13 protein-coding genes are annotated in these 13,959 nt (G+C 46.2%); 1 reads left to right on the top strand and 12 read right to left on the bottom strand.

The genetic code is table 11. The features are described 5' to 3' along the window. Positions 1 to 287 precede the first annotated feature (287 nt). The gene (locus HRU77_04430) at positions 288 to 518 is read left to right on the top strand and encodes a hypothetical protein (GenBank protein QOJ20009.1); all 231 of its coding nucleotides are present in this window, start codon (positions 288 to 290) and stop codon (positions 516 to 518) included. 630 nt (positions 519 to 1,148) lie between these two features. On the opposite strand, the gene HRU77_04435 is transcribed toward HRU77_04430, so the two are convergent. The 12 genes from HRU77_04435 to HRU77_04490 form a co-directional block, all read right to left on the bottom strand. Further along, positions 1,149 to 1,370, bottom strand: a complete 222-nt coding sequence (locus HRU77_04435; protein ID QOJ20010.1) for a hypothetical protein — start codon at positions 1,368 to 1,370, stop codon at positions 1,149 to 1,151. Positions 1,371 to 1,469: 99 nt separating this feature from the next. Continuing rightward, entirely contained in the window at positions 1,470 to 1,880 is a 411-nt protein-coding gene (locus tag HRU77_04440; protein QOJ20011.1) for a universal stress protein, read from the bottom strand. 289 nt (positions 1,881 to 2,169) lie between these two features. Further along, the gene (locus HRU77_04445; GenBank protein QOJ20012.1) at positions 2,170 to 3,507 is read right to left on the bottom strand and encodes a SulP family inorganic anion transporter; all 1,338 of its coding nucleotides are present in this window, start codon (positions 3,505 to 3,507) and stop codon (positions 2,170 to 2,172) included. Between the two features lie 888 nt (positions 3,508 to 4,395). After that, positions 4,396 to 5,850 carry a ribonuclease G gene (rng, locus tag HRU77_04450; protein QOJ20013.1) on the bottom strand — a complete coding sequence of 485 codons (1,455 nt, stop codon included), beginning with the start codon at positions 5,848 to 5,850 and terminating at the stop codon, positions 4,396 to 4,398. A gap of 133 nt (positions 5,851 to 5,983) precedes the next feature. Continuing rightward, complete coding sequence (gene maf / locus HRU77_04455) at positions 5,984 to 6,604, bottom strand: septum formation inhibitor Maf (GenBank protein QOJ22058.1); 621 nt, start codon at positions 6,602 to 6,604, stop codon at positions 5,984 to 5,986. Positions 6,605 to 6,718: 114 nt separating this feature from the next. Beyond that, positions 6,719 to 7,189: a 23S rRNA (pseudouridine(1915)-N(3))-methyltransferase RlmH gene (gene rlmH, locus HRU77_04460; protein QOJ20014.1), complete on the bottom strand. Its 471-nt coding sequence runs from the start codon at positions 7,187 to 7,189 to the stop codon at positions 6,719 to 6,721. 35 nt (positions 7,190 to 7,224) lie between these two features. Then, positions 7,225 to 7,551: a ribosome silencing factor gene (gene rsfS, locus HRU77_04465; protein QOJ20015.1), complete on the bottom strand. Its 327-nt coding sequence runs from the start codon at positions 7,549 to 7,551 to the stop codon at positions 7,225 to 7,227. Then, positions 7,548 to 8,237: a nicotinate-nucleotide adenylyltransferase gene (nadD, locus tag HRU77_04470; protein ID QOJ20016.1), complete on the bottom strand. Its 690-nt coding sequence runs from the start codon at positions 8,235 to 8,237 to the stop codon at positions 7,548 to 7,550. The genes rsfS and nadD overlap by 4 nt, the downstream gene beginning before the upstream one ends. Before the next feature lie 18 nt (positions 8,238 to 8,255). Continuing rightward, positions 8,256 to 9,569: a dihydrolipoyllysine-residue acetyltransferase gene (gene aceF / locus HRU77_04475; protein QOJ20017.1), complete on the bottom strand. Its 1,314-nt coding sequence runs from the start codon at positions 9,567 to 9,569 to the stop codon at positions 8,256 to 8,258. Between the two features lie 54 nt (positions 9,570 to 9,623). Further along, positions 9,624 to 12,284 carry a pyruvate dehydrogenase (acetyl-transferring), homodimeric type gene (gene aceE, locus HRU77_04480; GenBank protein QOJ20018.1) on the bottom strand — a complete coding sequence of 887 codons (2,661 nt, stop codon included), beginning with the start codon at positions 12,282 to 12,284 and terminating at the stop codon, positions 9,624 to 9,626. Between the two features lie 28 nt (positions 12,285 to 12,312). After that, positions 12,313 to 13,179 (bottom strand): bifunctional methylenetetrahydrofolate dehydrogenase/methenyltetrahydrofolate cyclohydrolase FolD, encoded by an 867-nt coding sequence (folD, locus tag HRU77_04485; protein QOJ20019.1) that lies wholly within the window; start codon positions 13,177 to 13,179, stop codon positions 12,313 to 12,315. 85 nt (positions 13,180 to 13,264) lie between these two features. Then, positions 13,265 to 13,954, bottom strand: a complete 690-nt coding sequence (locus HRU77_04490) for a hypothetical protein (GenBank protein ID QOJ20020.1) — start codon at positions 13,952 to 13,954, stop codon at positions 13,265 to 13,267. Between the last annotated feature and the right edge of the window lie 5 nt (positions 13,955 to 13,959).

Here is a 13,959-nt window from a genome sequence, read left to right on the forward strand (position 1 = left end):
GGTGAATAATGGCGTCTCTATATCGCACGGCGACAATTAATCATCTAGGAACAGCCCTGGAGACTCACTACGTGGAAAACGACTCCGCCATTACCAATATCTGGAGAAGAGTAGTCAGATTTGGCCATAAAACACAAACGGATAGGTAAAAACGGTAGGAAACGCTATATCGCGAAAATTATACCGAATGGCATGAAGTAGCCGACAGGCAACAATCACTCCCCATCTGGTGCAAACAACAACAATCAGCGCGGATTTGATAATACGAACGATATTTCGTTTTAAGGATGTTGAAAATGCAAACAAGACTCCAATCCATGATCGAAGCTTTTATCAATGTGCTGATCGGCTATTTCGTAGCGCTGGCGACACAAATGATCGAGTTTCCGCTATACGACATGGAAGTCAGTTTGAGTCAGAACATTCAGATCGGATTGATTTTCACCGTGGTATCGATTACCAGAAGTTACCTGCTGAGACGATTGTTTAACCGGTGGCGCCAAGCAAAAGCACAATAGTAAATATGAAAACACCTCGGATCGATTATAAATTCGTCGCATATACGGCCTATCCTGTATTAGTTCTCGAATATTGCAACTCACCACTGCAAGACGACTGGATTTTCCTGTACTGGCGCACTTTGCAACTTTTTTACCTTCCTTTTGTTACCAGATAGTGGAAAGCCACTTCGCTAAAAAAGAATTGCCGGATAAACCAAGGGCATCAGCAATAGCAACATTCTGCACGTCACACAAAATAAAGCAAAAGGGGACCTGAGAATCAACATCGAAGAAGAACTACTCGATCTCATCAAAAGTAAAACACTGCATGCCAGAAAGTCAACTTACAAAATGTGGTAAGCAAGTATTATTAACTGAATGCGGATAGTTAAAATACCACCGAATCCATAAGGATTCGGTGGGGAAACACCCTACGAACGCTTAATTGAAATAGAGGAAACTTATTTCAAAGATTTAAACATAGAACCCAATTCAACACGCCCATGATCTCCAGGATCATTGTGACACTTTTATCACAAAATTTTTGCTTAAAAATGCTTGGGTTAAGCGGTCTATTTACAATAAATAGGGATTGTAAATATTAACAGGTAAGGCAAAAAAAGCATAAAACTATAGAACCCAAGAAAATTAGTTTTTGTTCAGCGAAGGTTGATATCTGGTTACATATCTTCCTCTATTTGCAGGTTTGCCAAATTTTAATGAGATCAAAACATAAGCTATAAAAAACACCACGCCTATTAGTCCGTCGGTAATAACCCAATTAAAAATATGTCTTGTTAACTCGAACATCGACAACAAACTCACTCCTATAGCGACAGCTGAAATAACGAATATTTGCTTTATTGACATGATAATCTCCTCGATTATGGAAATACTTACTTAAAAATAGTTTGTACTTAATCGATTTTCATCAAATGAACTATCGATTACACAAAACAACAGCTTTACCTAGTTTTGCTTTGAGCGAACCAATAGTATTGAAGAATCAACTTTAGCGACTAATTGCTCCGCAACCGATCCTAAATAGAAACGCTCTAATCCACGACGATTTGAGGTCCCTACCACTAACAAATCCGCTTTCCAATCATAAACAGCAGCAGCGATAGCTTCAGCAATACCACTTAAGCCATATTCAACGTCAGCTTTAAGAAGGCGAGTTTCAACACTTAATACATCGGTCTCTGACTTTGCTTGTTCTAAAATCTCTTTGCCTTTCCCTGCATCAGTCTCATTCTCATTACCAATGCAGTGAACAATGCATATTGCTGCATTGTAGGTGTTAGCTATATTGACCGCTTCCGCTAATGCCTGTTTAGCTATCTCGCTGCCATCCACCGCTACCATTATCTGTTTATACATACAATTTTCTCTAATTGAATTTCTGATCGTTTATTAAAATAAGCAATAACTTAGCCTAAGACACAAATCAGTTTACGATAAGTTATGCGATGGCATTTTTGCTTGCAGATTATTACCGTGCGCTTTTTTCAAATAAACGAAATATTTTTTGATTACAGAAACTAACATTCTTTTAAACATAATAAATTCTCCTGACAGTAGCTTCGATACACTTATAAGCAATACTTTGATTTTTTCTTTCGTAAACAGTGAACTGTTTACGAAAGATATGTCACACAAACACCCTGCCTTATTGCAAATTACTATTATCTTTTCTCAAATTATCGAAATACCGCTTAACAACCGATCTTCCAGGCATATTTTCATGCTTGGTATAAACCAAGTAATGAACAACACCATGTATCGCCATAGCAATCAATAAGCCTTCAAAGATACCAACTTTATAGACCAAACCAGCTGTCAAGAACGCCAACATCAACGCATAAGGACCGTAATGTGTAACATGCACCAAGCCAGCAATCATCTTATAACCTGTGAACAGCATAATGGCCGCCAGAGCGAATTTCGGCAAATAGTCCAGATAATGTGTATTGAACGTAAAGAAGCACACAACAGTACCAATAATCAAAACCGAAAATTTTGTCATCGCACCGGCCAGTTTATTGGTAGTGCTCTTTGCCAAACCATCCAAATTGGTCATACCGCCAAAGAAACTTGAGCCAAAATTAGCAATCCAGATTGCAAGCAAGCTGTTATTACTATTGGTTTTACGTTTCAATGGATCAATTTTCTCGATGGCTGCGTTACTCATAACCTGCTCAATCACATCCACAACGGCTAACATAGCGCAGAAAAAGATCATGTAAGCCAGCATCAAGATTGTCGTATCTTCGCTTGGAAGCGGTAATTTCAATCCAAGCTCAACATCTTCTACGGAAATCATAGGCACCGATACAAATTGAGCCAAGATCACTCCACCTATGATGATGGCAAAGTAAGGAATTGCTGGTTGAGTGTCTTTAAATTTTGAAAACAAGATCAGAAAGAAAGCAAGACCGCCTGCTGATATTGCAGCCATTTGAATACGCGCCTCATTCCAGAAATCTTCTGTCACCAATTCTGCAGGTATCTCATAGGTAAACTCTGAAAACTTGAGCAGAATCTTTAAACCAACGCCCGCCAGCAATCCTTCAACTAAGTACACTGGAACTGCGACAAGTAAATATCGCTGCCAATTAAATTTCCAAATGATGGCCTGCATAACAGCAGTCATACAAATACAAAATGCCATATTCTGAATGCCAAAAGTAGCCACACCCATTGCCAGCACTGGCGCCAATCCAGCAGCAATACCTGGAGAACCAATAAAATTGCCTGGTCTGAACCAGGCATTTATCCATCCAATGAATGAAGCAAAAGCCACTGTCGCCAAACCCACCTTGATCGGATAATTTGACATAATCGCAATACCGATCGTTAATGGAATAGCCATTGCTCCAGTTATCAACCCTGCCGCTGTATCACGGAAAAAGTACTGCGACTGAAAAGCAGCTGACCCCTCTTTTTTTGTAGTCTCTACAGTTTTTTGCTGCGAGACTACCGATTCGTCATCTAATCGTGACGCCATAAATTACCTCTCTCTCGTAAACTATTAGTGATAAACTTCAAAAACATCAGTTTTCAAAGCCAACTAGCTTGTTGAAGAATTTTTCCTCATTGAAAGAGATCACCATTCTGCAATCAGTTATTTTCTCGGCACTAGGTATTCCCAAGATCGCAAAATTTTTTCTATTTCAGCCTTCGTGATAGAGATTCTTCAAGAATATAAGCTTGAGATAATCCTATCGCTTCGTAATTGCGTTGTATATTAGGAAAATTATTATTGTTTAACGAGCAAAACCACCAATCGGTATAGTCATAAACATTACATGCTATTAGCAATAGAATTGCCTCTTATAACGCAAAAACCTTAATTAGATATGGCTAATTTCTTACTAAAAATAAGTAAAATACTTAGATAATTTCTCCATAAATTCTTAATAAAATAAATCATAAAAATCCGCATTATTTTATTTAATTAAATATATTCAGATAATTATTAAAATTTTAAAGAATCGAGTCGATTGAATTCTGATATTTGCAGTTCTCAAAGAAACAAACCAGCATGCAAAAAAATTTACCGGAGAATAACTGATTGACTTCTAAAGTAGGTAGAAGTGGAAATAACAATAAGAATTTGATATGGACAAGATGTGGTTTATGGATACTACTTTTTACTTATGTCGCCCTAAGTATATACATGATAAGCACATCTATCACTAACCGATTGAATTAATTTAAAATAATTAAAATAACCAAAGAAAACTGCCGATTGCAGCGATTCATGGTGCCGGGGGTAAAATCTGTAAAGTGCGCGCGTGCTGATGACAAGAATCGAGTTGATTTTCATTGGATCAGGCAGCACCCTACTGAAGCTGAAGCTAATACCACCGCGATTTGATTTAACCACACTGCGCTACATCAATATCACGTCATACTGCTCTTGCGTATACGATTCCTCGACCTGCAAGCTGATCGGTTTCGCTATGAAATCACCTAATTGCGCCAGACTTTGCGATTCCTCATCGAGAAACAAATCGATTACTTGCTGCGATGCCAGAATGCGAAACTCGTTGGCTTCAAACTGCCTGGCTTCGCGCAACAATTCGCGCAATATTTCGTAACAAATCGTTTGTGCGGTACGGATTTCACCTCGCCCCTGACAGGTCGGGCAAGTCTCGCATAACACATGCGCCAGACTTTCCCGGGTGCGTTTACGCGTCATCTCCACCAGGCCAAGCGCACTAAACCCATTAACAGTTATACGTGTACGATCTCTTAACAGTGCTTTATTAAATTCAGCCAAAACAGCCTGCTTATGTTCTTCGGAATCCATATCGATAAAGTCGATAATAATAATACCGCCGAGATTGCGTAAGCGAAGCTGCCTGGCAATAACTTGAGCCGCTTCCAGGTTAGTTTTAAAAATAGTGTCGTCAAAGTTGCGTACACCGATAAATCCGCCGGTGTTCACGTCCATTGTGGTCAGCGCTTCTGTTTGATCGATAATCAGATAACCGCCAGACTTCAGATTGACGCGTTTCGCCAAAGATTTTTCAATTTCTTCTTCCACACTGTACAAATCGAACAATGGGCGGTCACCGGTATAAAGCGTTATACGTTCCGCGATATAGGTCATGTAGTTGTGCGCAAATCGCACCAATCTTTGATAATTTTCCCGCGAATCAACAAGAATGCGAATGGTATCTTCATCAACGAAATCCCGTAATACCCGGTGACTGAGATCAAGATCTTGATAAAGCAAAACCGGTGCGGCAATAGTCATCGATTTTTGTTGAATGTCGTGCCATAGCCGGTGCAAATATTCGAGATCGGCGCGCAAATCGCTTTCATCCGCGGTTTCAGCCATAGTGCGGATAATATACCCGCCCTTCTCCTCCGCAGGCAGAATCTGCTGCAACTTATCGCGCAGCAGTTCACGTTCGCTATCATCTTCAATACGCTGCGAAATACCGATATGTGATTCTTGCGGCAGAAACACCAGCAAACGGCCCGCCAGACTGATCTGTGTCGACAACCGCGCGCCCTTGGTGCCTATGGCATCCTTGATAACTTGCACCAGGATACTGTTCCCTTCATATAATAATTTCTCGATGGGTTTGGCTGCATCGCCCTCTTGACCGGAATCGCGGATATCCGCCACATGTAAAAAGGCAGCCCGGTCAAGGCCAATATCGACAAAAGCGGATTGCATTCCGGGCAAAACACGGCTGACGCGCCCATTATAGATATTCCCAACGATACCCCGGCCGCTTGTCCTTTCAATGTGCAACTCTTGCGTCACCCCTTGCTCCAGTATCGCCACCCGGGTTTCTTGCGGCGTGATATTGACAAGAATTTCATTACTCATGTTCGATTAGATTATTATTAAAAAACGGATTTTTAAAGCCGATGCCCCACACTGCAGCAGATCACATGACGAATTGTTAACGACGCGAAGCGCAATTCAATTTTAGGTAAATGCTGCTACACCAAACTAGCTGCTATTGGAAAATTGCGATGCCGGCTTCCTCAAGCAATTGGGCCGTCTCGTACAGCGGCAATCCCATGATACCGCTATAACTGCCCGAAATCTCGACGATGAAAGCGGCCGCCACGCCTTGAATCGCATAAGCTCCGGCTTTGTCCAGAACATTATTATTTGCCAGATAATGCCGAATCTCACGTTCGCTGATTTCGCGGAAACGTACGGTCGATGTCGACAATCGCATTTGTATGGTATCGCGGATACCGATGCCGATCGCAGTCAGCACCTGATGCGAACGTCCCGACAATATTTTCAGCATTTCTTCGGCATGCGCATTATCCCTCGGTTTTCCGAGGATGCATCCATCGATCGTCACAATGGTATCAGCCGCCAGCACCGGCTGAACTGGCAAGCGACGCTGCAATATCCGTTTCCAACCGGCATCGGCCTTGGCGCGGGTAACGCGGTAGATATAATCAGCGGGAACTTCATTGGCAAGCGGCTGCTCGTCGACATCGATAGCACGGCCCAAAGTTTCCCGCATCATCAATAAATTAAATTTCACGCCGATCTGGCGCAGCAATTCGCGCCGGCGAGGGCTTCTAGATGCAAGGTAGATTTGGTTCTCGGAGAACATCGCAATCTTATGCCATCGCACTACATTCGACACATTGAATCGGTTTGATCATCACATTCAACGTTTCCACGTGATGGTTTTGAAGGGCATATGTTCATAGGTGCGCAATCAAGTTTAAGCTCTGTGATAAGGGTGATTCTTATTAATCGATACGGCACGATAAATCTGTTCTGCCAGCAAAACACGCACCAGTCCATGCGGCAATGTCAGTTTCGATAATGCCAGCATCGCATGCGCGGCTTGTTTGATTTCCTCATGCAAGCCGTCCGCGCCACCAATGATAAATGCAATGGCATTTTGCGTCATCATCCATTCTTGGATGACCCCGGCAAATTTTACCGTAGTCCATTGCTGACCTTGCTCATCGAGAACCACAATGTAGCAATTCGGCGGCAAAGCGGCGCGAATCCGTTGATATTCCGCTTGCAGAACCTGCACAACCGATTTTCCTCCGGCGCGCTTTTCCGGCTTAATTTCAATCAAATTGACAGTTATTTCACCGGACAAGCGTTTAATATACTCGAGGTAGCCCGTTTTGATCCAATCCGGCATTTTGTTGCCGACCGCGAGAATAAAAAACTTCATGAACCGATGGAATTCATTCGCAATTCCCGGTAGCGTCAATTACGCTCCGACCACAGCGCTTTCAAATTGTAATATTCTCGTACGGCCGGCAGCATGATATGCACAACCACATCGCCTAAATCCACAAGCACCCATTCACCCGACTGTTCACCTTCGACACTGTGCACTTTTCTCCCGGCAGCTTTAGCCTTTTCTTGCACATTATTAGCCAGCGCCTTTGTTTGACGTGTCGAATCCGCGCTAGCGATAATAATGAACTCGAACATCGAGGTAATTTTTGACACATTGATGACATCGATATCATGCGCCTTGATCTCTTCCAATGCGTCAACAATGATAGGTACCAGTTTTTCAGAATTCATAGATTTCCGGTATATAACCGATTGGATTTAATATATTCAGAGACACTTTCAGGCAGCAAATAGCGAATGCTCTTTCCTGAGCTGATCAGCGATCGTATGTGCGAAGCGGATATTTCCAGCAACGAGGTGCGCGCAGTATAAATACAACCGCTAGGTTGCCGTGCTAGATCACCGGCATCCGCGGCATGGCGGGATGAGCATTCTTTGCGTATCTCGATTGGCAAATTCTTGTCCTCGCTAATCGACACAAAGCCGGGGCGGCCAACCACAATCAAATGGCATAGATTGAATAATGTTTGCCATTCAGACCATTGATTGATCTTAACAAATGCATCGATTCCCAATACAAAGCACAGCGCGGTATTTTCTCCCAACTCACATCGGTATTCCCGCAATGATTGCACCGTTGCACTGGTTCCGGGCCGGTTGATTTCCCGTTCATCCAGCACAAACCGGTTGTTATCCTGAATCGCCAGCCGCACCATGGCAGCCCGATGGCCTCTTGACGCCGCAGGTGCGGCACGTAAGCGAGGAGCACCCGAGGGAACAAAGATCATACGCTTCAAACCGGTGAAATCGAGCAGTTCTTCCGCAATGCGTAAATGGCCATAATGGATCGGATCGAATGTCCCGCCATAAATACCGACCAGAGGAAACTTATCGATAACGCCCTCCCCGGCGAGCATAAAAATACGCAATGCCTGTCATAACAATGCAAGGCGCATATCGGTCAATACTTCCGATAGGTGCGTCGTGAAACGGGCCGCCGTTGCACCGTCGATGACACGATGATCATAGGACAGGGACAGCGGCAACATCAAACGCGGCACGAATTGGTCATCGCGATAAACCGGCTTGATACCGGCTTTGGAGATACCCAGAATCGCGACTTCCGGTGCATTGATAATCGGTGTGAAGGCCGTTCCGCCGATCCCACCCAGACTGGAGATGGTAAAACTGGCACCTTGCATATCGGTGGGCTTCAGCTTATTTTCGCGCGCCAGTGCGGACAGCCTGGCCAATTCTTCCGCGATGGTAATAATTCCTTTCTGCTCGACATCCCGGATTACGGGCACAACCAATCCATTCACCGTATCGACAGCAAAACCGATATGGTAATAATGCTTGATGATCAGATTCGTTTCACCGTTGGAGTTATTATCGAGCGAAGCGTTGAATTCCGGGAATTTTTTCAAAGGTGCAATCAACGCTTTCATTAAAAAAGCCAGGAGCGTTAATTTCACTCTGTTTTCTTTACTGCTGCCGTTGCCATTGGATTCTTTCCGCAATGCTTCCAAATCAGTAATGTCGGCCTCGTCAAATTGCGTCACATGCGGAATCATCACCCAGTTGCGGTGCAGATTCGCGCCGGAAATTTGCTTGATTCGCGTGAGTGATCGTAATTCAACTGGGCCGAACTTAGCAAAATTCACTTGCGGCCAAGGCAGCAGATTCAGCGCTGCCCCCATGCCTACGCCGCCCGACTTTGCTAATTCGGCTTTTACAAAAGCCTGCACATCTTCCTTGAGAATACGGTGCTTCGGCCCGCTGCCGGTAATTAATTCGAGATTGACGCCGAGCTCCCGCGCAAAACGGCGAACCGACGGGCTGGCATGCGCTTTGGATGAATCATTGCCGACCGGTGGTCCGATTGGCAGCACTTGCAGCGGCGCTTGGTTAGCAACCGGTTTCACTTCGTGTCTCGGTTGCGGCGCGGTTTCCTTTTGCCCAGCAACCGTCTGGGAAGTCTGCGCAGTGATTTCCGCTTGGTCGCTAACCAAAGCTTCCAAAGTCAGAACTACATTACCTTCCGATACTTTGTCACCGGCTTTGACCAACACTTCCTTGATCACACCGGAATAAGGCGACGGGATTTCGATCGTCGCTTTGTCGGATTCCAGCGTGACCAGCGAATCTTCCACTTTCACAATGTCGCCCGCTTTTACCAGCACTTCGATGACCGGCACTTCTTTGAAGTCGCCGATATTGGGAATGAGCACTTTTTTTAATTCAGCCACACGCTTTCCTCACATGCCGTCGAAATGGAGAATGCCAATCTGTCCGTCATTGACCTAGCTAATCGCCGGATTGTTTTTTTCCGGATCAATACCGTATTTCTCAATTGCCTGGGTAACTTGCTGGCTGCCGATCTTGCCTTCCTCCGACAATGCCTTGAGTGCCGCAACCGTTATATAAAATCGATCCACTTCAAAGAAATGGCGCAGCTTTTGGCGCGTATCGGAACGGCCGAAACCGTCAGTGCCGAGCACACGGTATCGCCCCGGCACAAATTCACGGATTTGATCGGCATAAATCTTCATAAAATCGGTTGCGGCAACTACCGGACCTTCACGCCCTTTGAAACAATTTTCCACATGCGATGTTCTTGCCGGTTGTGCCGGATGCAGCATATTCCAGCGGGTAGCGGCCAGCGCTTCGCGCCTCAATTCGTTGAAACTGGTCACACTCCAAACATCGGCGCTCACGCCATATTCCTGTTGCAATATCTCGGCTGCTGCGATCACTTCGCGCAGAATGGTTCCGGCACCAAGCAATTGCACACGGGGCTCGCTTGCAGCAACATCCCCCGCTCTGAACAAATACATTCCCTTCAAAATATCTTTTTCAGCGCCAACCGGCATTTCAGGGTGCGCGTAGTTTTCATTCATCACGGTGATGTAATAATAAACATCTTCTTGCTCCTGATACATGCGGCGCAACCCGTCCTGAATGATGATGGCCAGCTCATACGCAAACGCCGGATCGTATGAAACGCAATTGGGAATCGTCGACGCCACAATGTGACTGTGCCCGTCTTCATGCTGCAATCCTTCGCCGTTCAATGTCGTGCGCCCCGCCGTTCCACCCAGCAAAAAACCGCGGCAGCGCATATCACCGGCGGCCCATGCCAAATCGCCGATGCGCTGGAAGCCGAACATGGAGTAAAAAATAAAAAACGGAATCATCTGGATGCCGTGCGTGCTATAGGCCGTCGCTGCCGCTATCCACGATGACATGGCTCCTGCTTCGCAAATGCCTTCCTGCAGAATCTGGCCGTGCTTGTCTTCCTTGTAATACATCAGTTGATCCGCGTCTTGCGGCGTATATAGCTGCCCGGCTGACGACCAGATACCTAATTGCCGGAACATACCCTCCATACCGAATGTGCGCGATTCGTCGGCGACAATCGGTACGATATGCTGACCGATTTGCTTATCTTTCACCAGGATATTCAGAATCCGTACAAACGCCATGGTGGTGGACGATTCGTGTCCTTCGCCACTGGCTTTCAGCAGCGCTTGAAATGCCGATAGCGACGGCACTTGCAACGCTTGCGCACGGGTTTTACGGCGGTGAAAAGTCCCACCCAACGCCACCCGCCGTTCCCGCATATACTTAAATTCCGCTGAATCTTCGGGGAAAGTCAGATAGGGAATCTCATCGATTTTGTCGTCGGGAATATCCAAACCGAAGCGGTTGCGGAAAGCTTTTAATGAGGTCGTTCCCATTTTTTTCTGCTGATGGGTGATATTTTGCGCTTCACCCGCTTCACCCATGCCGTACCCTTTGATCGTTTTGGCCAGAATCACGGTCGGCTGTCCGGTATGTTTGGCCGCCGCCGCATACGCCGCATAGACTTTATGAGGATCATGTCCGCCGCGGTTTAACCGCCAGATATCGTCGTCCGACATCGTAGCGACCATTTCCAGCAGTTCCGGGTATTTGCCGAAAAAATGCTCGCGCACGTAAGCGCCGTCTCTAGCCTTGAAGTTTTGATATTGACCATCCACGCATTCCATCATGCGTTTCTGCAATAACCCCTTGGTGTCCTTCGCCAAGAGCGGATCCCAATAAGAACCCCAGATCACCTTGATGACATTCCAGCCCGCGCCGCGAAAAGCGCCCTCGAGTTCCTGGATGACTTTGCCGTTACCGCGCACCGGACCATCCAGACGTTGCAGATTGCAATTGACGACAAAAATCAGATTATCCAGTTTCTCGCGCGATGCCAGTGGGATAGCGCCGAGCGACTCGGGCTCGTCCATCTCGCCGTCGCCCATGAAGGCCCAGATTTTACGACCTTCGGTATTGACCAATCCGCGGCTGCCCAGATATTTCATGAAACGGGCTTGATAAATCGCCATCAACGGCCCCAACCCCATCGAAACCGTGGGAAATTGCCAGAAATTAGGCATCAACCAAGGATGCGGATACGAGGACAAACCATTGCCGCCGGTTTCTTGGCGGAAATTGTTCAGCTGCGCTTCGCTCAATTCACCGGACAGAAATGCATACGCGTAAGCACCTGGAGAAGAATGCCCCTGCAGGTAAACCAGATCGCCGCCATGCGTTTCACAGGGCGCGTGCCAGAAATGATTGTAACCTACGTCGTAAAGTGTTGCGGCTGAGGCGAAGCTGGCGATGTGTCCGCCGACATTGGTATTTTTGTTGGCGCGTAACACCATCGCCATGGCATTCCAGCGCACGTACGAACGAATGCGGTGTTCGATGGCATTATTACCCGGTGAGCGTTCTTCTTTTCCCACCGGTATGGTATTGATATACGCCGTCGTGGCGCTGTAAGGCAAGTAAGCGCCGGAACGGCGGGCCTTTTCTATCAGTTTTTCCAGCAGAAAATGGGCGCGTTCGCCGCCGGCATTGGCGATGACCGAATCGAGCGCATCCAGCCATTCTTGCGTTTCCTGCGGATCAATATCGGGTTGCTGTTCCATATGCTTGCACACTCGCTAAATTAACGGATTACCTTATTGGAATACCGGCCTGGGCGCGTTCCGCCGCCAGAATGGTATTGCATAACAACATGGTAATGGTCATGGGACCGACGCCTCCCGGAACGGGCGTAATAAAACCGGCAATTTCCTTGACCGTATCGAAATCGACATCACCGCAAAGCTTTCCATCCGGCAATCGATTAATGCCAACGTCAATGACGACAGCACCGGGTTTTACCATTTCGGCAGTCACCATGCGCGGTTTTCCGGTCGCTACGACCAGAATATCCGCATCCCTGGTAAATTGCGCTAGGTTACGCGTTTTTGAGGTACAGATAGTAACCGTTGCGCCTTTTTCCAGCAGCATGAACGCCATCGGTTTACCTACGATGTTGCTGCGCCCGATCACGACCGCGTGCTGCCCTTCAATCGGAATCCGGTTTCTTTCCAGCATCACCATAACACCAAACGGTGTGCACGCAGAGAAAATTGTATTGCCGGTAACCAGTGCGCCGACGTTATACAAATGAAAACCATCGACGTCTTTCTCAATAGCGATCGATGTAATCACGCGGTTATTTTCAAAGTGCGCTGGCAACGGCAGTTGAACCAGGATGCCATGAATATGCGGATTCTGGTTGAGTGCTTGGATACAATCCAATACTTCAGCTTGTGTTGCATTTTGCTGAAAGCTATGCACTTCGGAATAAATGCCAATCTCGCTGCACGCTTTGACTTTATTCCTGACATAAAGACTGGATGCTGCATTATCGCCGACGATAATGACCGCCAATCCCGGTTTTGCGCCCGCTTGAATCAGTTTTTCCGCGCGCGTTTTCCATTCCGCACGCACCGATTCGGCCAATTTTTTGCCATCGATAATTTGAGCACTCATTTTCACACCAGCAACCGGTTGGTCAATCAACTTGAATCTTCTCTACATACCGAACAGTTTCGAACATCTTTACGTCATGAAAGCGCTAACTCGCTCGTTTTGCTTTTTTAATTTTTGTGCGGTAGATGAAAATGCCGATCAAAAATACCGGTATGACAAAAAGCGCCGCGGCAATGAGCCCGGCTGCAAGTATGGCAATCGTGGAATTTCCCGGCATGAATAAGGTAACAAACCAGATCACAAAAAAGGCTATCGATAAGCCACCGTACAACATGATTTTTCTGCCGCGATCGTACAATCGCCAAAACGCACCGGACACTTGCGTATCATCGACGTAATGATCAAACACTTCCGCCAGACTGTTGTCACCCGGTTCGGATTCATAACCGATAACAACAGACAACGCATTATGCTCTTCCTCGATTTTGGACATTTTCTTCAGGAACTCGATACGCTTGGTCACTTTTTGTTTGGGCATGCGCTCTTGCAAGAACAACTCCCCCAAAGCTGCGAATGCCAATTCACGCGCATCATCAGCACTCCCCATGTTTTCCGCGAATCTCCACATGACACCGAACAGATAGAGCTGAATGGTCATATCTTTGAACTCAGGCGCAAAATCATAACCCTTGCTTTTGATCAGCTCAAGTTGCGTGGCCTTGACTTCTTTGGCGTGCGCAATACAAGCATCCATGATTGAAACATCCGAACCCGGCGTGTCTACAACCGATGCTTCTGTTGTTGCGTTATCAGAAGCAACCTTTTTTTCTGTCATTTCGA

This window comes from Gammaproteobacteria bacterium (assembly GCA_015709615.1).
Taxonomy (GTDB): Bacteria; Pseudomonadota; Gammaproteobacteria; order Burkholderiales; family Nitrosomonadaceae; genus Nitrosomonas.

What these genes read in the sequence shown, in the direction of transcription:
- rlmH (QOJ20014.1), bottom strand. Translation starts at nt 7,189, where the DNA reads ATGAAGTTTTTTATTCTCGCGGTCGGCAACAAAATGCCGGATTGGATC.
- HRU77_04435 (QOJ20010.1), bottom strand. Translation starts at nt 1,370, where the DNA reads ATGTCAATAAAGCAAATATTCGTTATTTCAGCTGTCGCTATAGGAGTG.
- folD (QOJ20019.1), bottom strand. Translation starts at nt 13,179, where the DNA reads ATGAGTGCTCAAATTATCGATGGCAAAAAATTGGCCGAATCGGTGCGT.
- HRU77_04490 (QOJ20020.1), bottom strand. Translation starts at nt 13,954, where the DNA reads ATGACAGAAAAAAAGGTTGCTTCTGATAACGCAACAACAGAAGCATCG.
- HRU77_04445 (QOJ20012.1), bottom strand. Translation starts at nt 3,507, where the DNA reads ATGGCGTCACGATTAGATGACGAATCGGTAGTCTCGCAGCAAAAAACT.
- aceE (QOJ20018.1), bottom strand. Translation starts at nt 12,284, where the DNA reads ATGGAACAGCAACCCGATATTGATCCGCAGGAAACGCAAGAATGGCTG.
- rsfS (QOJ20015.1), bottom strand. Translation starts at nt 7,551, where the DNA reads ATGAATTCTGAAAAACTGGTACCTATCATTGTTGACGCATTGGAAGAG.
- HRU77_04440 (QOJ20011.1), bottom strand. Translation starts at nt 1,880, where the DNA reads ATGTATAAACAGATAATGGTAGCGGTGGATGGCAGCGAGATAGCTAAA.
- nadD (QOJ20016.1), bottom strand. Translation starts at nt 8,237, where the DNA reads ATGCTCGCCGGGGAGGGCGTTATCGATAAGTTTCCTCTGGTCGGTATT.
- HRU77_04430 (QOJ20009.1), top strand. Translation starts at nt 288, where the DNA reads ATGTTGAAAATGCAAACAAGACTCCAATCCATGATCGAAGCTTTTATC.
- maf (QOJ22058.1), bottom strand. Translation starts at nt 6,604, where the DNA reads ATGTTCTCCGAGAACCAAATCTACCTTGCATCTAGAAGCCCTCGCCGG.
- rng (QOJ20013.1), bottom strand. Translation starts at nt 5,850, where the DNA reads ATGAGTAATGAAATTCTTGTCAATATCACGCCGCAAGAAACCCGGGTG.